Source organism: Bradyrhizobium sp. GCM10028915, from assembly GCF_042666195.1.
Lineage (GTDB): Bacteria > Pseudomonadota > Alphaproteobacteria > Rhizobiales > Xanthobacteraceae > Bradyrhizobium > Bradyrhizobium canariense_D.
This window is the reverse complement of the sequence record NZ_JBHTFN010000001.1, coordinates 268,573-287,994: the sequence shown is the minus strand read 5'-3', so window position 1 is coordinate 287,994 and position 19,422 is coordinate 268,573. Positions and strand designations below refer to the sequence as shown.

General features: G+C 64.7%; 16 protein-coding genes. 4 read left to right on the top strand and 12 right to left on the bottom strand.

The genetic code is table 11. From position 1 onward, the window contains the following. Window positions 1-176: 176 nt before the first annotated feature. The 6 genes from ACFQX9_RS01300 to ltnD all read right to left on the bottom strand — a co-directional run bounded on the left by ACFQX9_RS01300 (window position 177) and on the right by ltnD (window position 9,653). Entirely contained in the window at window positions 177-1,379 is a 1,203-nt protein-coding gene (locus tag ACFQX9_RS01300; protein ID WP_247363463.1) for an efflux RND transporter periplasmic adaptor subunit, read from the bottom strand. Further along, window positions 1,366-4,545: an efflux RND transporter permease subunit gene (locus tag ACFQX9_RS01295; RefSeq protein WP_204510633.1), complete on the bottom strand. Its 3,180-nt coding sequence runs from the start codon at window positions 4,543-4,545 to the stop codon at window positions 1,366-1,368. The genes ACFQX9_RS01300 and ACFQX9_RS01295 overlap by 14 nt, the downstream gene beginning before the upstream one ends. Window positions 4,546-4,791: 246 nt before the next feature. After that, complete coding sequence (locus ACFQX9_RS01290) at window positions 4,792-6,483, bottom strand: methyl-accepting chemotaxis protein (protein ID WP_377786144.1); 1,692 nt, start codon at window positions 6,481-6,483, stop codon at window positions 4,792-4,794. A 166-nt stretch (window positions 6,484-6,649) separates the two neighbouring features. Then, entirely contained in the window at window positions 6,650-7,939 is a 1,290-nt protein-coding gene (gene otnK / locus ACFQX9_RS01285; RefSeq protein ID WP_368508376.1) for a 3-oxo-tetronate kinase, read from the bottom strand. After that, the gene (gene otnI / locus ACFQX9_RS01280; RefSeq protein WP_018456984.1) at window positions 7,936-8,718 is read right to left on the bottom strand and encodes a 2-oxo-tetronate isomerase; all 783 of its coding nucleotides are present in this window, start codon (window positions 8,716-8,718) and stop codon (window positions 7,936-7,938) included. The genes otnK and otnI overlap by 4 nt, the downstream gene beginning before the upstream one ends. A gap of 17 nt (window positions 8,719-8,735) precedes the next feature. Beyond that, on the bottom strand, window positions 8,736-9,653 hold the full coding sequence (gene ltnD, locus ACFQX9_RS01275) for an L-threonate dehydrogenase (protein WP_085362313.1): 918 nt from the start codon (window positions 9,651-9,653) through the stop codon (window positions 8,736-8,738). A 103-nt stretch (window positions 9,654-9,756) separates the two neighbouring features. Between ltnD and ACFQX9_RS01270 the strand changes: the two genes are divergently transcribed. After that, a complete protein-coding gene (locus ACFQX9_RS01270) occupies window positions 9,757-10,422 on the top strand; it encodes an aldolase (RefSeq protein ID WP_204510630.1) in 666 nt (221 codons plus the stop codon). A 182-nt stretch (window positions 10,423-10,604) separates the two neighbouring features. Here the strand turns inward: ACFQX9_RS01270 and ACFQX9_RS01265 are convergent, their stop codons facing one another. From ACFQX9_RS01265 to ACFQX9_RS01240, 6 genes are all read right to left on the bottom strand, one after another. After that, on the bottom strand, window positions 10,605-11,309 hold the full coding sequence (locus ACFQX9_RS01265) for an ABC transporter ATP-binding protein (protein WP_018456987.1): 705 nt from the start codon (window positions 11,307-11,309) through the stop codon (window positions 10,605-10,607). Next, window positions 11,293-12,024 carry an ABC transporter ATP-binding protein gene (locus ACFQX9_RS01260; RefSeq protein ID WP_018456988.1) on the bottom strand — a complete coding sequence of 244 codons (732 nt, stop codon included), beginning with the start codon at window positions 12,022-12,024 and terminating at the stop codon, window positions 11,293-11,295. The genes ACFQX9_RS01265 and ACFQX9_RS01260 overlap by 17 nt, the downstream gene beginning before the upstream one ends. After that, on the bottom strand, window positions 12,021-13,004 hold the full coding sequence (locus ACFQX9_RS01255) for a branched-chain amino acid ABC transporter permease (RefSeq protein ID WP_018456989.1): 984 nt from the start codon (window positions 13,002-13,004) through the stop codon (window positions 12,021-12,023). Before ACFQX9_RS01255 ends, ACFQX9_RS01260 begins: the two co-directional genes overlap by 4 nt. Continuing rightward, window positions 13,004-13,882, bottom strand: a complete 879-nt coding sequence (locus tag ACFQX9_RS01250; RefSeq protein ID WP_026233279.1) for a branched-chain amino acid ABC transporter permease — start codon at window positions 13,880-13,882, stop codon at window positions 13,004-13,006. Before ACFQX9_RS01250 ends, ACFQX9_RS01255 begins: the two co-directional genes overlap by 1 nt. A 147-nt stretch (window positions 13,883-14,029) precedes the next feature. After that, complete coding sequence (locus ACFQX9_RS01245; protein ID WP_018456991.1) at window positions 14,030-15,274, bottom strand: ABC transporter substrate-binding protein; 1,245 nt, start codon at window positions 15,272-15,274, stop codon at window positions 14,030-14,032. 89 nt (window positions 15,275-15,363) lie between these two features. Further along, entirely contained in the window at window positions 15,364-16,179 is an 816-nt protein-coding gene (locus ACFQX9_RS01240) for a putative hydro-lyase (protein ID WP_085352173.1), read from the bottom strand. A gap of 118 nt (window positions 16,180-16,297) precedes the next feature. On the opposite strand from ACFQX9_RS01240, the gene ACFQX9_RS01235 reads away from it, so the two are divergent. From ACFQX9_RS01235 to ACFQX9_RS01225, 3 genes are read left to right on the top strand one after another with little or no spacing between them, the layout of a single operon-like run. Then, on the top strand, window positions 16,298-17,215 hold the full coding sequence (locus ACFQX9_RS01235) for a LysR family transcriptional regulator (protein WP_018456993.1): 918 nt from the start codon (window positions 16,298-16,300) through the stop codon (window positions 17,213-17,215). A 32-nt stretch (window positions 17,216-17,247) separates the two neighbouring features. Then, on the top strand, window positions 17,248-18,498 hold the full coding sequence (locus tag ACFQX9_RS01230; RefSeq protein WP_247821416.1) for a Zn-dependent hydrolase: 1,251 nt from the start codon (window positions 17,248-17,250) through the stop codon (window positions 18,496-18,498). Window positions 18,499-18,510: 12 nt separating this feature from the next. Further along, a complete protein-coding gene (locus ACFQX9_RS01225) occupies window positions 18,511-19,422 on the top strand; it encodes an NAD(P)-dependent oxidoreductase (protein WP_377786138.1) in 912 nt (303 codons plus the stop codon).

Here is a 19,422-nt window from a genome sequence, read left to right as displayed (position 1 = left end):
GGCCTGTCGCGGGGTGCAAACCGCGGCAGGCCATTCCTCACGGAACAGGTCGAGAATAACTGATCGCGCTATTACAAGGGTGGGCAAAGGCGCTCTTGCGCCGTGCCCACCAATCTTTTTTAGGATCGCAGAGAGATGGTGGGCACGCTTCGCTTTGCCCACCTACGAAATCGAGGCTACCCCTTCGGCGCCTGCTTCTCCGACGCCGTCGCGGGCTTGCCCTTGGCGCCGGCGCCGGTCACGCGGACCTGGTCGCCGTCGGAGAGGCCGTCCGGTGGTGCCGTGATGACGCGGTCATCCGCTGCAATTCCCGAGGCGAGCTCGATCTCCTTGCCGAGGTCGCGGGCGATGGTCACGGGCTTGAACAGGACCTTGTCGTCCGGACCGACGGTTGCGACGCGCAGGCCGCTGCCGTTGAAGATCAGCGCACTGGCGGGAATGCTGAGCGGCGCGGCGTCGCGCTGCAGGCTGAGCTTCACGCTAGCATAGCCGCCGGGCATCAGCTCGCCTGAGGAATTGTCGAGACCGAGCTGCATGCGCGTCGTGCCGGAGGCGACGTCAACCGCCTGCGAGGAGGCCTCCACCGTCGCCTGGAAGGTCCGGTTCGGATACTCCGGCAGCACGATGGCGGCCTTGGCGCCGATCTTGATCGCGGGCACGTAGTTCTGGGGCACGTTGATGTAGACGCGCAGCTTGGTGATGTCGGAGACCACGAACATTGCCGGGCCCGAGCCGCCGCCTGAATTGATCAGCGCACCGACGTCGGTGTCGCGCGCCGTGACCACACCGTCAAACGGAGCGGTGATCTTCTTGTAACCGGCCAGCGCTTCGAGGCGCTCGACGTTGGCCTGGCCCGAGCGAACCGCCGCGTTCTTGTTGGAGAGATCGGCGGTACGCTCGTCGATCTCCTGCGCGGAGACGAAGTTGGAGGCGACCAGCGTCTTGCGGCGGTTGAGGGTGGCTTCCGACAGCCTGGCGCTGGACTGCTGGCTGGCGAGGTCGGCGCGGGCCTGAAGCAGTTGCTGGTCGAGGTCGGGCGCCTCGATCTCGGCGATCACCTGACCGGCCTTCACCCGCGCACCGATGTCAGCGCTCCAGCTTTTGAGATAGCCGGGAACACGGGCAAAGATCGGCGCGCGATAATAGGCTTCGAGACGGCCCGGCAAGTCGATGGTCGCATTGAGAGCCTTGGCATTAGGCAGCGTCACCGCGACGCTGGGAACAGCCTGGTCATCGGTCCATGCCTTCAATTTGGAGCCCTGCTCCTCGCGGGCGCGGATGCCGGTGCCCACGACCAAGCCGGCCGCGATTAGCGCCACCACGCCGAAAATGCCCAGTTTCCGGTGCGACACCGGGGAGCGGGGTTCAGTGGGCGACATGCGGGGGCTCCAGGGAGGCGGCGCCTTTGGCGCCTTGCTTCTTGTGTACCATACTGAACACCACGGGAACGAACATCAGCGTGGCGAAGGTTGCAAAGATCAGGCCGCCGATCACGGCACGGCCGAGCGGCGCATTCTGCTCGCCGCCCTCGCCGAGCCCCAGCGCCATGGGCGCCATGCCGATGATCATGGCGAGCGCGGTCATCAGCACCGGGCGGAACCGGACGAAGCCGGCTTCGAGCGCCGCGGCGATGGGATCGCCGAGCTCTTCGTAGCGCTCGCGGGCGAACGAGATCACGAGCACGCTGTTGGCGGTGGCAACGCCCATGCACATGATCGCGCCGGTCAGCGCCGGCACCGACAGCGTCGTCTCGGTGGCGAACAGCATCCAGACGATGCCGGCGAGTGCTGCGGGCAACGCCGTGATGATCACGAAGGGATCGGACCAGGACTGGAAGTTCACGACGATCAGGAAATAGATCAGGACGACCGCGCCGAGCAGGCCGAACAACAAGCCGGTGAAGGCGCTGTTCATGGTCTGCACCTGGCCGAGCAGCACCACGGAAGAGCCTTTCGGCACCTCCTTGGCGGTGTCGGCGATCACCTGGCGGATGTCGGTCGCGACCGCACCGAGATCGCGGCCCGAGGTCGTGGCGAAGATCTGCACCATCGACTGGATGTCGTATTGCGAGACCACCGCGCTCGAAGTCGATCGCTTGATATCGGCGATGCCGCCGAGGATCGGCGACTGCGAATTGCCGGCCGCCGTGATCGGCAACGTCTGAAGCGCGCTGAGCGAATCCATCTGGTATTGCGGCGTCTGCATCACGATCGAATAGGATACGCCGTTGTCCGGATTGAGGTAGTAGGTCGGCGCCACCTGCGAGGAGCCGGCAAGGTTGACCACGAGACTGTTGGTGACGTCACGCTCGGTCAGCCCGACATACTGCGCGCGGGTGCGGTCGACATCGATATTGAAGGTCGGATTGTTCGGTGACTGCTGGATGCGCGCATCGGCGACGCCGGGAATCCTGCGAACCTTGGCCAGCAGATTGTTGGCATAAACGAAGTTGGCGCTGATATTGGCGCCGCGGATCTGCAGGTCGATCGGCGCCGGCGCGCCGAAGTTCAGGATCTGGCTGACGATGTCGGCCGGCAGGAAGGCAAAGCTGACGCCGGGGAACAGCCGCGGCAATTGCTCACGCAGCACGCGCACATGCTCTTCGGTCGGCTTGTGGCCTTCCTTCAGCTTGATCTGGATGTCGCCATCCTGCGGGCCGATCACGCCGGTGTTGTTGTAGGTCATGTTGATGCCGGAGATCGGCATGCCGATGTTGTCGGTCAGCGTTTCGATCTCACCCGGGATCAGCTTGCGGATCGCCTTCTGCACGTCGGCGAGCTGGTTCGCTGTCTCCTCGACGCGGGTGCCGACCTGGGTGCGGACGTGCATCAGGATGTTGCCGGCATCGACCGCGGGGAAGAAGTTGCGTCCGAGGAACGGGACCAGCGCGAAGGACGCGCCGACCACGCAGAGGAAGCCGATCACGAACACCGGACGGTGCGCGAGCGCGAGCCCGAGGAAATTGTGGTAGCCGCCGCGAATGCGCTCGAAGCGAGCCTCGAAACCGCGCTGGAACCAGACCAGTGGATTGCGCGACTTCGGCGGACCGTTCTCGTGATGGACATGCGCCTGCAATAAATAGTTCGCCATGGTCGGCACCAGCGTGCGCGACAGCAGGAACGACCAGATCATCGCGAACATTACCGCTTCCGCCATCGGCACGAACAGGAAGCGCGCCACGCCGGTGAGGAAGAACATTGGCACGAACACGATGCAGATGCAGAGCAGCGAGACGAAGGCCGGCGTCACGATCTGGTTGGCGCCGTCGAGGATCGACTGCTCGACCGGCTTGCCCTGCTCCAGATGGTAGTTGATGTTCTCGATCGTGACCGTGGCATCGTCGACGAGGATGCCGACCGCGAGCGCCAGGCCGCCGAGCGTCATGATGTTCAGCGTCTCCCCGATCGCCGACAGCATAATGATGGCGCCGAGCACCGAGAGCGGGATCGAGACCGCAATGATCACAGTCGAGCGCCAGCTGCCGAGGAACAGCAGGATCATGACGCTGGTGAGCAGCGCCGCGATCACGCCCTCGAACGCGACGCCTTCGATGGCGCCGCGGACGAACACCGACTGATCGCCGATGAAGCCGATCTTGAGCGCGTCCGGCAGCTGGTCCTTGACGTCGATCACCTTCTGCTTGATGCCCGCGATGATGTCGAGCGTCGAGGTCGCGCCCGCCTTCAGCACCATCATCAGCACCGAGCGGTTGCCGTCGACATGGACGATGTTGGTCTGCGGCGGGTTGCCGTCCCTGACGGTCGCGACGTCGCGCACATAGACCATCGCGCCGTTGACGGTCTTGATCGGCAGATTGCCGAGCTCCTCGATCTTCAGCGGCGAGTTGTTGAGCTGGATGATGTATTCGAACTGCCCGATCTTCTGGGTGCCGACCGGCGTGATCAGGTTCTGGGCCGCGAGCGCGTTGGCGACGTCCTGGCCGGACAGGCCGCGGGCCTGGAGCGCGGTCGGGTCGAGATCGATCTGGACCTGGCGCTGCTTGCCGCCGAATGGGTACGGGATCGCGGCGCCAGGCACGGTGACCAGCGGCGTACGGAGCTGGTTGATGCCGATATCGGCGAGGTTCTGCTCGGTCAGCCCGTCACCCGACAGCGCCACCTGGACGATCGGCACGGTGGAGGCGGAGTAGTTCAGGATCAGAGGCGGCGTCGCGCCCGGCGGCATCTGCTTGATCAGCGTCTGCGAGATCGCGGTGACCTGCGCGTTGGCGGTGCGGATGTCGACGTTCGGCTGGAAGAAGATCTTGATGATGCCAAAGCCATTATAGGAATTGGCGGTGATGTGCTCGATGTCGTTGACCGTTGTCGTCAGCGCGCGCTGGAACGGCGTGGTGATGCGGCCCGACATCTGATCGGGCGGCAGGCCGGTGTATTGCCAGACCACGCCGATCACAGGGATGCGGATGTCCGGGAAGATGTCGGTCGGCGTCCGCAGCGCCGCCAGCGGTCCGATGATCAGGAGCAGGAGCGCGAGCACGACAAATGTGTAGGGCCGGCTCAGGGCAATACGGACCAGAGCAATCATTCGTTGGGCAATTCCAGATCAGGGACAGGAAACACCGCCCCCGCGGGTTTCTCGGTTGATTTACCTGAAGACCGCCCAAATGGCCAACGGCACTGCGTCACGAGCGGTCAATTCCCTGCTATCGCACTGCGAAATAGCATTCCAGATATGCACCTCGCGCCCCGAAAGATGACAGATGCCGCGGTCCATCCATAAAAAAAGCGGCGCCCGAGGACGCCGCTTTCAGCAACTCCGTGCCTGCCCGGCCTAAGCCGCGCGAACGTTGGTCAGGAACTTGCTGACCTCGGTCTTGAGCCGGCCGGAGTCGTTGGAGAGCATCTGTGCCGCCGACAGCACCTGCGAGGAGGCCGTGCCGGTCTCGGTTGCGCCGCGCTGCACGTCGGTGATGTTGGAGGAGACCTGCTGGGTGCCCTGCGCCGCCTGCTGGACGTTGCGGGCGATCTCCTGGGTCGCAGCGCCCTGCTCTTCCACGGCCGCCGCGATGGCCGACGAGATCTCCGACAGACGCTCGATGGTCGACGAGATCTCCTTGATGGCGCCGACCGAGTCGTTGGTCGCCGCCTGGATGCCGGAGATCTGCTGGCCGATCTCACCGGTCGCCTTCGCGGTCTGCTCGGCGAGCGCCTTCACCTCGGAGGCGACGACCGCAAAGCCGCGGCCGGCTTCGCCGGCACGTGCGGCTTCGATGGTCGCGTTCAGCGCCAGAAGGTTGGTCTGGCCGGCGATGGTGTTGATGAGCTCGACGACGTCGCCGATGCGTGAGGCTGCCTTCGAGAGTTCGCTGACGCGTTCGGTGGTGGCGCGGGCCTGGCCGACGGCATCGCCCGCCATCCGCGCAGATTCCTGCACCTGACGGCTGATCTCGCCGACGGACGAGGCCATCTCCTCGGTCGCCGAGGCCACCGACTGCACGTTGGTCGAGGCTTCCTCCGACGCTCCGGCAACGGTGGTCGCCAGCCGCTGCGAGCGGTCGGCGGTCGAGGTCAGCGTCGAGGCCGAGGCCTCCAACTGGGTCGAGGCCGACGACACGGTCTGGACGATCTCGCCAATCATCGTCTCGAATTCGCGAGTGATGTTGTCGACGCGGCGGCCGCGCTCGATCTTGGCTTCTGCATCGGCAGCGGCAGCCTCGTCCGCAGCCTTCTTGGCGATCAGCGCTTCCTTGAAGATCTGGAGCACGTCGGCCATGGCGCCGATCTCCGTCTTCTCACCGCGATGAGGGACTTCGGCGGAAAGCTCGCCCTTGCCCAGCGCCTGCATCGGCTCGATGATCGAATTGATGCCGTTCGAGACGTCCTGGACCAGGTAGAAGCCAACGCCGGAGCCGACAAGGACGGCGGCGCCGAGAATGATCGCGACCAGCATGAAGGCATAATAGTAGCTGTCGGCGGCATCCTGCGCGGCCTGGTCTCCGCCCTTGGTGTTGAGCTCGATGTCCTTGGTCAGGATCGCGTCGGCCTCAAGGCCGATCTTGTTGACCGTCTTGGTGTTCAGCTCCTGGGCCTCATGCGGAACCTTGCCGGCCTCCTTGCGCGAGAGCGCCATGACAACTTCGGTGCCCTTCTTGTAGTCCTCCCAGAGCGTGGCCCAATCGTTGTAGAGCTTCCGCTCCTCCGGAGAGGTGATCATCGGCTCGTAGGCCTTGCGGAATTTGGCATTGGCCTCGATCACGGTCGCGAGCGTCTTTTCCATCGCGAGCTTCTCGTCCAGCGTTTCCGACAGCATGTGCTCTCGAATGACGTTGCGGTAAGTGATCACGCCGGCACGCAGGTCGCCGAGCACGCGCACGCTGGGCATCCAGCTCGTGGTGATGTCGACGGTGTTGGCATTCATCGACCGCATCTTCATGACGGCGAGCAGGCCCATGCCGGCCATCGCGACCAGCAGGAACGCCACGACACTGATGATCTTGGCACGAATGGAAATGGTGGCGAGCATAATCGGTCTCTTTGCGTTGGCGCGGCGGCGTCCGGAACTTTTACGAATCAACCTAAGGGAGCAGAACCGACATCCAACACGAGAGCACCTGAGCAGATGTTAACGACGACTCCGTACGAGTACGAAGCCCGAAACAAATGAACAGGGCGCTAAAAATGCCCTGCGCTCAGCGCATGAGCCCAAGCGCGTCGGAGAAAAACTCCGGGCCGCCAAAGTTTCCGGACTTCAAGGCGAGCAGCATGTCGCCTTTTTCGACACCGACCGCGCGCAGCACCGGGACGCCGACTGCGATCTCTACTCCCACGAGAAATCCGGGAATCTTCAGCCGGTCGACCACGGCACCGGATGTTTCCCCGCCGGCAACGACCAGGCGCTTGACGCCGGCCTGCACCAGACCCTCGGCGATGTCGGCCATCGCCTGCTCGATGGCGTGGCCGGCCGCGTCGCGGCCGTGGCGCGCCTGGACCGCGGCGACCTGATCGGGCGTCGAGCTCGATGCGATCAGGACCGGACCGTCGGCCAGTCGCGGTTTCGCCCAGGCCAGCGCGCGCTGCGCCTCGTCCTCGCCCGTAGTAATACGGTCCGGATCGAGATGCAGCACCGGCATGACGCGCTCGGCATTGGCGATCTGCTGAAGCGTCGCCTGCGAGCAGCTTCCGGCCAGGCACGCCGCCGGTCCGCCGACCGCCGCCCCCGCCTCGCTGCTCGCCGCTGTCGATTTGACCTTCCCTGTCGACACCAGCGCTCGTGCCAGCCCAAGACCCATGCCGGACGCGCCAACCGACAGCCGATGCTGGGCAGCGACGAGGCCGATGGTCTCGAGGTCGCGATCGAACACGGCGTCGATGATCGCCGCGCCAATGCCCTTGCCCGCGAGTTCGGCCAGCCGCGCCCGCACGGCATCCGCGCCGCGCGTGACGATGGCGAGGTCGACCAGGCCGATTTGCGCCTTGCTCTGGCGCGCCAGCACGCGGACCAGGTTGGAATCGTGCATCGGGTTGAGCGGATGGTCCTTCAGCGGGCTCTCGTTCAGCGGCACGGCGCCGACGAACAGATTGCCCTGGTAGACGGTGCGGCCGGTCTCCGGAAAGGCCGGCGTCACCAGCACGGCCGTCTCGCCGCAATCGGCGCGCAGCGCGTCCATCACCGGGCCGATATTGCCGGCATCGGTGGAATCGAAGGTCGAGCAGATCTTGAACAGCACGTGGCCGGCGCCACGGCTGCGCAGCCATTTGTCCGCCGCGCGCGAGCGCGATACGGCAAGACCGGCTTCGATCGAACGGCTCTTCAAGGACACCACGACGGCGTCGACCTCGGGCAGCGCGAGATCGTCCGCGGGCACGCCGATAGTCTGCACCGTGCGCAGGCCGGCGCGCGTCAGCGTGTTGGCGAGGTCGGAGGCGCCGGTGTAGTCGTCGGCAATGCAGCCAAGGGATATTTTCGCTGCAACTGTCACGGCTTCACTCCCGCATAAGGCTTGAACCAGGCAAGGCCGTCGGTGGTCTTGCCGCGCGGATTATATTCGCAGCCGACGAAACCGGCATAACCGAGCCGGTCGAGTTCGTCGAACAGGAACGGATAGTTCAGCTCCTCGCCATCAGGCTCGTTGCGCGAGGGGATGCTGGCGATCTGGATGTGGCCGATGACCGGCATCATCTCACGCAGCCGCATCGTAACGTCGCCATGGATGATCTGGCAGTGATAGATGTCGAACTGGAGTTTCAGGTTCGGAAGCCGCAGCTCCTGGATCAGGTCGCGCGCGAAGCCGAAATCGTTGAGGAAATAGCCGGGCACGTTGCGTGCATTGATCGGCTCGAGCACGATGTCGATGCCGTGCGGCGCAAAGAACTCGGCGGCCCACGCCACCGATTTGTAGAACGCCTCGATAGCAACCCGCTCGCCGCGGTTGGCGATGCCCGCCATCAAATGCAGCCGCTTGACGCCGGTCGCCTTGGCGTAGGGCAGCGCGGTCTCCAGGCTCGCCTTGAGCTCGGGGAATCGCGACGGGAGTGCCGCAAAGCCCTTCTCGCCGGCATTCCAGTCGCCCGGCGGCAGGTTGAACAGCGCCTGAGTCAAGCCGTTGCGCTTGAGCCGCTCGCCGACCGCCTCGGCCGAATGCTCATAGGGAAAGAGAAACTCGACTGCGGTGAAGCCGGCTGCGGCAGCGGCGTCGAAGCGGTCGAGGAACGGCACCTCGGTGAACATCATCGAGAGATTGGCGGCAAAACGGGGCATCGGAATCCTCTTATCCTTTACTTGTCGCCGGGCAGTTTCACGCCGGTGACCCGCGCATACATCCGCGCCACCGACGCATCATCGTCGCGGCCCATGCCGGAGGCTGCCGTCATCAAGAACATCTGAAGTGCTGCGGCGGAGACCGGAACCGGAAATCTGGCATTGCGTGCCATGTCCTGGATGATGCCGAGGTCCTTGACGAAGATCTCGACCGCGCTGCGCGGGGTGTAATCGCCGTCGAGCACGTGCGGCATGCGGTTCTCGAACATCCAGGAGTTTCCGGCGGACGCCGTGATCACCTCATAAACCTTGCGGATGTCGAGACCCTGCTTGGCCGCGAATGCGATCGCCTCGCTGGCGGCGGCGATATGCACGCCGGCGAGCAACTGGTTGATCATCTTGAAGGCGGCGCCCTGGCCTGCGGCATCGCCAAGTTCGTAGAGCTTTGCGGCCATGGCATCGAGCGCGGGCCTTGCTTTCTCGAACGCAGCTGGGCTGCCGGAAGCGAGAATCGTCAGCTCGCCCTGCGCTGCGCGCTGCGCCCCGCCGGAGATCGGCGCATCCAGATAGTGCCGGCCGGTCGCCTCCAACTGCTTGGCGAGACGCCGCGCCACGTCGGGATCCATGGTCGCCGACGACAGAAAGACGCTGTCCTTGGCCATGGTTTCCGCGACGCCATCCTTGCCGAACAGGATGGTCTCGGTCTGCGCCGCATTGACGACGACGCTGACGACGATGTCGGCGCCCTTGGCAGCTTCGGCCGGCGTCTTGGCGCCCGCGCCGCCCTCCGTCACGAAACGCGCCACCGCATCAGCCGAGACGTCGCAGCCGGTGACGACATGACCGGCGCGCTTCAGCGAGGTCGCCATGCCAAACCCCATCGAGCCGAGCCCGATGACGGCGATGCGCTGATTCTGTGACGTGGAGGCAGACATGCAACTGATCCTTGCGACGTTTCCCGGAGGGCCACCCTTTGCGGCAGCTTGGCAACCGAATAACACGGCTTGGCCGCGCTGCCAAAGCGTGGGACAAACGGACATGACGGGCATGAGCAACGAGACATTGCTGCGCGAAGACATTTGCCGCTTCGGACGGTCCCTGTTCGAGCGTGGGCTGACGCCCGGCTCCTCCGGCAATATCAGCGTCAGGCTGGACGGCGGCTGGCTGGTGACGCCCACCAATGCCTCGCTCGGCTTCCTCGATCCCGCAAAACTGTCGCGGCTGGACGATCAGGGCCGACTGGTTTCGGGCGATGCGCCGACCAAGGAAGTTCCGCTGCACAATGCACTCTACGCCACGCGCGGGAGCGCAAGGGCGATCGTGCACCTGCATTCCACCCATTCGGTCGCGCTGTCGATGCTCCCGGAGATCGACCCGCGCGCCGCGCTGCCGCCGATGACGGCCTATTATCTGATGAAATGCGGCGCCACCGCGCTCGTCCCCTATTATCGCCCCGGCGATCCCGCGGTCGCCGATGCGATCAAAGGGCTGGCGGGAAAATACTCATCCGTGCTGCTCGCCAATCACGGCCCGGTCGTCGCTGGCGACACGCTGGAAGCAGCGGTGTTCGCGACCGAGGAGTTGGAGGAGACGGCGAGGCTGTACCTGCTGCTGCGCGGGATGAACCCGCGCTACCTGTCGCCGGCGCAGGTGAATGATCTGGTGAAGGTGTTTGGGGTATCGCTGCCGGAGCATGGGCATTGAGCCTCGTGCAGCCGTGGGCGAACTAACACCGCCCTACTCACCGCTGTCATTCCCCGCGAAGGCGGGGAATCCAGACGCCGCGGCTTCTCGGCTCAATCACAGCGGCTTCTGGAATACTGGATCGCCCGCCTTCGCGGGCGATGACGCCGAGTGTGTTGCGCGACGTGCCCAACGCTTCGCGGCTACAGCCCCAGATACGCCTTGCGCACGTCGGGATTGCCCTTGATCTCGCTTGCGGCGCCCTGCATCAGCACGCGGCCGGTTTGCAGGATGTAGGCGCGGTCGGCGATCTCCAGGCACTCCGCCATGCGTTGCTCCACGATCAGCACGGTCATGCCGGCGTCGCGGATGCGCTTGACGGCCTGGAAGATCTCGTCGACCAGCTTCGGCATGATGCCCTGCGAGGGCTCGTCCAGCATCAACAGCCGCGGGCGCGTCATCAGCGCACGGCCGATCGCGAGCATCTGCTGCTCGCCGCCGCTTAGCGTCTCGGCGCGCTGCTCGAGGCGTTCGGAGAGGCGCGGAAATAGCTGGAACACGAGATCGAGCGGGCTCTCGCGGTCGGCCTCGCCGCGGTAGAGATAGCTGCCGAGGCGCAGATTGTCGCGCACGGAGAGGCGCGGAAACAAGCGTCGGTTCTCCGGCACATAGGCGATGCCGGTCGCCGTGATGTGGTGCTGCGCCATGCCGTCGAGGCGCTTGCCGTCGAACGTCACCGTGCCCGAGCGCGGGCGCTCGGCGCCGGCGATGGATTTCAGCAGCGTCGACTTGCCCGCGCCGTTGGCGCCGGCGACGCAGACGATCTCGCCCTTGGCGACTTCGATGCTGACCGCGAAGATCGCGACCAGGCCCTGATAGGCGGTCGTGACTTCACGCACCGACAGCATGACGATCTCCCAGATATGCGCTGATCACCTTGGGATCGCGGACGATTTCAGTGGGCTTGCCCTCGACCAGCACCTTGCCGAGGTCGAGCACGATGGCACGATCGACCAGCGGCATCACGATCTCCATGACGTGCTCGACCATCAGCACGGTGATGCCGGCGTCACGCACCTTGCGCACCAGCGCGACACCGGTCTGCGCCTCGGTCGGCGTAAGACCAGTGAGGACTTCGTCGAGCAGCAGCAGCTTTGGTTCAGTCGCAAGCGCGCGCGCGACTTCGAGGCGGCGCTTTTCGGCCGGCACGAGGTCGCTCGCGAGCACGTTGGCGCGCGCAGCAAGGCCGGTGAATTCGAGCACCTCATGCGCCTTGCGGCGTGCCTCGCGCATCACGGTGTTGCGCACCAGCGCACCGACGATGACGTTGTCGATCACCGTCATGGTCTCGAAGCTCTTGACGACCTGGAAGGTGCGCCCGATGCCGCGCTGGCAGCGCTCGGCGGCCGGCATGCTGGTGACATCCTCGCCGTCGAACCAGATCGAGCCTTGCGTCGGCGGCAGCACGCCGGCGATGAGATTGAACAGCGTCGACTTGCCGGCACCATTCGGGCCGATCAGGCCGACGATCTCGCCGCGACCCACAGAGATCGAGACGTCGCTGTTGGCGACGAGGCCGCCGAAACGCTGCCAGACGCCGCGGGTTTCAAGCAGCGGGGTCATCGCGTGGCTCCCTTCCGCTTCGCACGAGAGAACAGGCTCACCAGACCCTGCGGCAGGGCGAGCGAAATCAGCACGATCAGCGTGCCGTAGACAATGAGGTCGACGCCGCGGCCGGAGCCGCCGATATAGGAGCGCGTCAGCTCCGTCATCGGGATCAGGATGGCCGCCCCTAACACGGGTCCCCACAGGGTGCCGATGCCGCCAAGCACGGCGGGCAACGCCATCAGCAGCGAGAACTGGAAGCCCATCACGCTTTCAGGATCGATATAGGCGAGAAACTGGGCATAGAAGGCGCCGCCGATGGCGACGAGGAAAGCGGAGACGGCGGCCGCGCCCATCTTGGAGTTGAACACGACGACACCGAGGCTCTCGGCCGCTTCCGCATTGTCCTTTACCGCGCGCCACCAGAAGCCCCATTTGGAGTCCTCCAGCCACCAGGTGACGAACCAGGCGAGGCTGCACAGCACCAGCGCGAAATAAAAGTAAGGCAGCTTGCTGCGCATGAACTGGAACTTCAGCCAGCTGTCGCCGCGCACCGGAATGGTGATTCCCATCGCAGCCCCCGCCCATTCCCAATTCTGGAACAACAGCAGCCCGATCTCGGCGATAACGATGGTCGCGATCACGAAGTAATGGCCGCGCAACCGAAAGAAGGGATAGCCGAGCCCCATCGCAATCGCGGCCGCGACCGCGCCGCCGGCGAGCATACCGAACCATGGCAGCACGCCGAACTTGGTGAACAGGAGTTCGGTGGTGTAGGCGCCGATGCCGAAATAGAGCGCATGTCCCAGCGAGATCTGCCCGCAATAGCCAGAGAGAATGTTCCAGCTCTGCGACAGCGCCGCATACATCAAGGTCAGGATCAGGATGTTCTGGACGTAGACGTCCTTGATGAACAGCGGAGCGAGCGCCGCCAGGGCGGTCAGCACCGCGGCGATGATGAGGTCGCGGCGGCGCCGCGCGGCAAAATCCTTGTCCATCACATCGATCCGAACAGGCCACGCGGCCGGATGAAGACGACCAGCAGGTAGACGGCGTAGATGCCGACCGATTTCAGCGACGGCGGCAGCACCAGCGCGGTGGTGGCCTCGACGAGGCCCACGATGATCCCGCCGGCGAACGCGCCGAACACGCTGCCGAAGCCGCCGAGCGCGACCGTGACGTAGGCGATCAGCGCAAAGGACGCGCCGACGTCGGGATAGATATAGAAAAAGCTTGCCATGATCGCTCCGGCGAGGCCGACCAGCGCGGCACCAAGCCCCCAGCCGAGCGCGAACACGCGGTTCTTGTCGATGCCGACGAGGGCCACCGCGCCGGGATCTTCACGGGTGGCCTCCAGCGCGCGACCGAAATCGGTGCGATGGATGAAGAAGTAGAGGCCAGCAAAGGCCAGGATCGAAACCAGCGCACCCATGAGCTGCGGCTCCGGCAGGAAGACGCCGGCGATCGAGATCGTCTTGCCGCCGAGCCAGGACTGCGGAACGCTGCGATAGTCAGGCGTGAAGAAGAACTGCGCGAGGCCGCGCATCACGATGGCGAGGCCAAAGGTGGAGAAGATCTGCACCATGCCCGCGTTGGCCTTGGCCCGCATGGCGAAGCGCACGATCAACAGATAGACGACCGCTCCGAATACGAACAGCGCGGCGGCCACGAGCGGCGCCGACAGCAAGGGGTCGATGGCGAAGAACGTGAACAGGAAGAAGCTCACATACATCGCGATCATCAGGAACTCCCCGTGAGCGAAGTTCACGACGTCCATCAGGCCGAAGATCAGCGCGAGGCCGACGGCGATCAGTCCGTAGAGCAGGCCCATGAGGAGGCCGCTCGCGAGACTTTGGATAATGGTTTGGGCTGTCAAAAGTCTGTCCCCCGAACTACGTCCTCATCCTGAGGAGCGCGCACCGCGCGCGTCTCGAAGGATGGCCCAGCCCTCGTCCTTCGAGACGCGGGTTGCGCCCGCTCCTCAGGATGAGGGCGGGAGCTACGATCTGTGCTCCCGCAGCGCTCACTTCATCGGCCAGATCGCCTCGGCAATCGCGGCCTGCGGCGGGAAGATGGTGACGAACTTGCCGCCGACATATTGCAGCAGCACCGGGTCGGCGTCGTTGTTCTGGCCCATCTCGTCGAACTTGACGCGCTTCCAGGGCATGATGGTCTGCTCGCCCGGGATGTCGGTGGCGGCCAGCGCGTCGCGGATCTTCTCGCCGTCAGTCGACTTGGCGCGGCTGATGGCGTCGGCGAGGATGATCAGGCCCATGAACTGACGCGAGGTGAGGTCGTTGAAATCCTTGCCCGACCGCGTCTTGAACATCTCGTTGATCTTGCCAACCATCGGACGCTTCTGCGCGAGGTCGAGCGAGAAGGTGCCGCGCGAGATCACGCCTTCCAGCTTGTCGCCGACAGCGTCGTAGAGCGCCTTCTCGGAGAAACCGGCGTCCTGCGCCACGATCGCGTTCGGCTTGTAACCAAGCTCGCCCATGGTCTTCACCAGCAAGATGCCATCAGTGGTGTAGCTCGAGGGCATCAGCACGTCGGCGTTGGCGCTCTTGAGCTGCTGCACCTCGGCCGAGAGCGAGGGCGAGTTGGCGCGATACTTGATGTCGGAGACGATCTTGTAGCCGCGCTCGCCGGCGATCTTGGCCTGGGCGTTGCCGGAATCGGTGCCGAAGATGGTGTCCTCGTGGAACAGCGATAGCGTCTCGATCTTGGTGCCCTTCTTCTTCAAGGCATCGAAGAAGTCGAACATGGCGGCCGAGTACATCTCGTCATGCGGCGCGGCGCGGAAGTAATATTTCAGGCCACGGCGATGCAGGCTGGGCGAGGAGTTGTCGGCCGAGACGAACGGGATCTGGTAGCGCTCGCAGATCTGGCTGACGGTGACGGCGACCGCGCTCTGATAGGTGCCGATGATGGCGGAGACCTTCTCCTGCGTGATCAGGCGCTCGGCCTCGGCGCGGCCCTTCTGCGGATCGGCCTGGTGGTCGGCGAAAACGAGGCGGACCTTTGCGCCGCCGAGACCCGGCAGGCCCTCGCCCTTCGCCAGTGGCAGGTCGAAATCGGTGTCCTTGTTGATGACCTCGAGCGCGGTTTCATAGGCCTTCTGCGCGTCGACGCCCTGCTGTGCGCTGCCGCCGGAGAACGGATAGATCACGCCGATCACGACTTCCGAAGTCTGTGCGCGCGCTGCCAGCGGCACTAGCGCGGCCGTAGCGGTGGCTCCCAACAATACGTCGCGGCGAGTGATCGTCATGGCAAAGTCCCCTGTTACTGAATTTCAGCCGATCGAATGAAGCGATTGATGGATGCGGTAAAGCTCGAAGAAGCAGCAAACGCTGCCCACTAAATCACGGCCATGGTCCTGTTCTTGAGATCCGTCACCAGCATCAGGCCGGGCGAATGCGTGATCGCAAACGGCAGCTTGGCAGCGTTGATGACCGATTGCGGTGTCACGCCGCAGGCCCAGAACACCGGGATCTCGTCGTCGGCGACCGGCACCGGATCGCCGTAATCGGGCTTGGCGATGTCCTTGATGCCGATCAGGTGCGGATGGCCGAGATGCACGGGCGCGCCGTGCACGGCCGGATAGCGCGAGGTGATCTGCACCGCACGGATCGCATCCGCCGGCTTGAACGGACGCATCGACACCACCATGGGACCGGCGAAGGGACCGGACTCGCCGCAAGCGATGTTGGTGCGATACATCGGCACGCGCACATTGTGCTCGATGTGGCGGATCGGCATGCCCTCGTCGAGCAGCGCCTCTTCGAACGAGAACGAGCAGCCGAGCACGAAGGTCACGAGATCGTCGCGCCAGTATTTGGTGACATCGGTCGGCTCGTCCACGACTTCGCCGTCGCGCCAGACGCGATAGCGCGGCACGTCGGTGCGAATGTCGAGATCGGCGCCCAGCGCCGGGATGTGCGGACTGCCCACATCGGACATGCCGATGATCGGGCACGGCTTGGGATTGAGCTGGCAGAAGCGATGGAACGCCCCGGCATATTCCGCCGGCAAGATTGCCAGATTGCCCTGGACGAAGCCGGGGGCAACGCCGGCGGTGGAGGCGACCAGCCCCTCGCGGTAGGCAAGCCGCGCCTTGCGGCTCGGGAGCGTGTCGGGCGTTTCAGTTTGCTGCACTGCCACCAAAACAGTCATGGGATCGACCTGCCTATAAACTCGACAAAGACAAGCCAACACCACGCGTGCTATAAAGTCTAATCTTCCTTTCTAATCAATATCGATAAATTTCATTTATCGGACGGGAATCCTTCCAATGCTGGACTTCAGATCGATCGAGACGTTCCTTTGGGTTGTGAAGCTCGGCAGCTTTCGCGGCGCCGCAGCACGCCTCAACACGACTCAGCCGGCGATCTCCCAGCGCATCGCCCAGCTCGAGCGCGAGATGGGGGTGAAGCTCCTAAATCGCGACCACCGCGTGGCCTCGCCGACACCGAGCGGCCGACAGATGATGGTCTATGCGGAGAAGCTGATCGGCCTGCGCGCCGCGATGATCGCCGAGATCGGCGACCGCTCGGCGATGCGCGGCGTGATGCGACTCGGCGTCGCCGAAACCATCGTGCACACTTGGCTGCCGCGGCTGGTGAAGAGCATGAACGAGGTCTACCCAAACCTGTCGCTGGAGATCGAGGTCGACATCACGCCGAACCTGACCGCGCGCCTGCTTGCGCAGGAGATCGAGCTTGCCTTCGTCGTCGGTCCGCTCTCGGCCTCCGGGGTGCACAATCGCGTCCTCGCCGACTATCCGATCGGTTTTCTCGCCAGCCCCTCGCTCGGCCTCGGCGATGGACCGGTGACGCGGGCTGAGCTCGCGCGGTTTCCGATCATTACCTTCCCGCGGAAGACGCGTCCCTACGAGGTCGTGCGCGAAGTGTTCGACCGGCCGGAGCTGCCTCCGATCCGGCTGCACGCCTCCGCCTCGCTTGCGACCGTCATCCACATGGCGGTCGAGGGCCTCGGCATCGCCGTGATCCCCGACGCCATCGTCGAGAACGAGCTCGCAGACGGGCGGTTGCAACTGCTCGACACCGATCTCAAAATCGCGCCGCTGACATTCACCGCGAGCTGGCTCGCCTCGCCCGATGTCGTGGCGGTGGAGCGGGTCGCAGAGCTTGCATGTCAGATTGCGCAGAGCAGCCTCGCAGTTGACGCGCCCGCGCCGGCGCGTCATTGAAACAGGCGCCGGACAATTGAGAGACTGACCGCATGAGCCGAGCCGCCACCAATTTGCAAATCGATTCCGCCCGCCTCTGGGGCTCCATCCACGAGACCGCGCAGTTCGGCGCGACGGCCAAGGGCGGCGTGCGGCGGCTGACGCTGAGCGCGGAGGACAAGCTGGTACGCGACTGGTTCCGCAAGGCCTGCGAGGACGCCGGCTTGGAGGTGCACACCGATGCGCTCGGCTCGCAGTTCGGGCTGCGCAAGGGACGCGACATGTCGAAGCCGCCCGTCGGCATCGGCTCGCATCTCGACACGCAACCGACCGGCGGCAAGTATGACGGCATTCTGGGAACGCTCGGTGCGCTCGAAGTGATCCGCACGCTGAACGACGCCGGGATCGAAACCGAGGCGCCGATCTGCGTCGTCAACTGGACCAACGAAGAGGGTTCGCGCTTCGCTCCCGCGATGATGGCCTCCGCTGCCTATGTCGGCGACTTCACCACCGATGACATCTTGTCGCGCAAGGACGCTGATGGCACCACCGTCGGCCAGGCGCTCGATGGCATCGGTTATCGCGGCGACAAGCCGGTCGGGTTCCAGAAGCTCGGTTGCTTCGTCGAATTGCACATCGAGCAGGGCCCGATCCTGGAGGCCGAAGGCAAGACCATCGGCGTCGTCGATTCCGGCCAGGGCGTGCTTTGGTACGACGGCAAGATTTCCGGCTTCGAGAGCCATGCCGGATCGACGCCGATGCCGCTGCGGCGCGACGCGTTGGCGACGCTGTCCGAGATCGTGCTGGCGATGGAGGCCATTGCGAGGAAGCACGGGCCGAAGGCCGTCGGTACCATCGGCGAGGCCGTGATCGCAAACCCCTCGCGCAACGTCATTCCCGGCGAGATCGCCTTCACGATGGATTGCCGCAGTGCGGATGGCGCGATCATGGATGCGCTCGATCGCGATCTGCGGAGCGCGATTGCCGAGATCGCCGCACGCCGCAAGGTCGAGGTGAAGATCGACCTGGTCTGGCGCAAGCCGCCGACGCATTTCGATCCCAAATTGATTGCCGCAGTCGAGAACGCGGCGAAGACGCTCGGCTACTCCTCTCGCCGCATCACCTCCGGCGCCGGCCACGACGCCTGCAATCTCAACACAATCATGCCGGCCGCAATGGTGTTCGTGCCCTGCAAGGACGGCATCAGCCACAACGAGCTGGAAGACGCCACGCAGCCCGATTGCGCCGCGGGCACCAACGTCCTCATGCACACGGTGCTGGCGATCGCCGGCGTCGCATCCTGACCGGAGAGAACCATGCGCGGAGTTTTCGTCGACGCCAATGAAGCTCTCGCCGTGATCATGGAGCGGCTGGAGCAGCCCGGCGATCCCAAGGTGCGGATCCACAGGGATCCCGACATCAAACCCGAACAATATCCTGAAATCCTCGACGGCGCCGAGATCGCGATCGTCGACCACACCGCGCTGCCGACCGACGTCGCAAAGAAGTGCACAGGGTTGAAGCATGTCGTGTTCCTCGGCACCGGCGCGCGCAGCTACATGAACCCGGAGGAGCTCGCTGAGCTCGGCATCTCCGTGCACCTGATCAAGGGCTATGGCGACACGGCGGTCGCGGAATGCGCGATCGCGCTGATGTGGGCTTCGGCCCGCGTCATCGCGATGATGGACCGCGAGATGCGCGGCGGAAACTGGCTCCGCGAAGACGGCATGCAGCTCACTGGCAAGACGCTCGGCCTGATCGGCTTCGGCGGTATTGCCGCGGAGGTCGCGCGCATTGCCTTGGGCAGCGGCATGAAGGTGATCGCCTGGAACCGCTCGCCGAAGAGCTATCCGGGCGTGGAATTCGCCGATCTCGACACGGTGTTGGCGAGAGCAGACGTCGTATCGCTGCATCTGCTGCTCAACGACGAGACACGCGGCATGATCACCCGCGAGATGATCGCGAAGATGAAGCCGGGCGTCATCCTCATCAACACCGCCCGCGCCGCCGTGGTCGACGAGCCCGCCATGATCGACGCGCTGAAGTCGGGCCACATCCGCCATGCCGGCCTCGACGTGTTCAATATCGAGCCATTGCCCGGCCATCATCCGCTGACAAAACTGCCGAACGTGACGTTGTCGGCGCATTCGGCGTTCCGGACCCCGGAGGCGAGCGAGAATCTGATTGGCGCGGCGTGGGAGCACTGCCGACGGATCGTGAAGGGATAA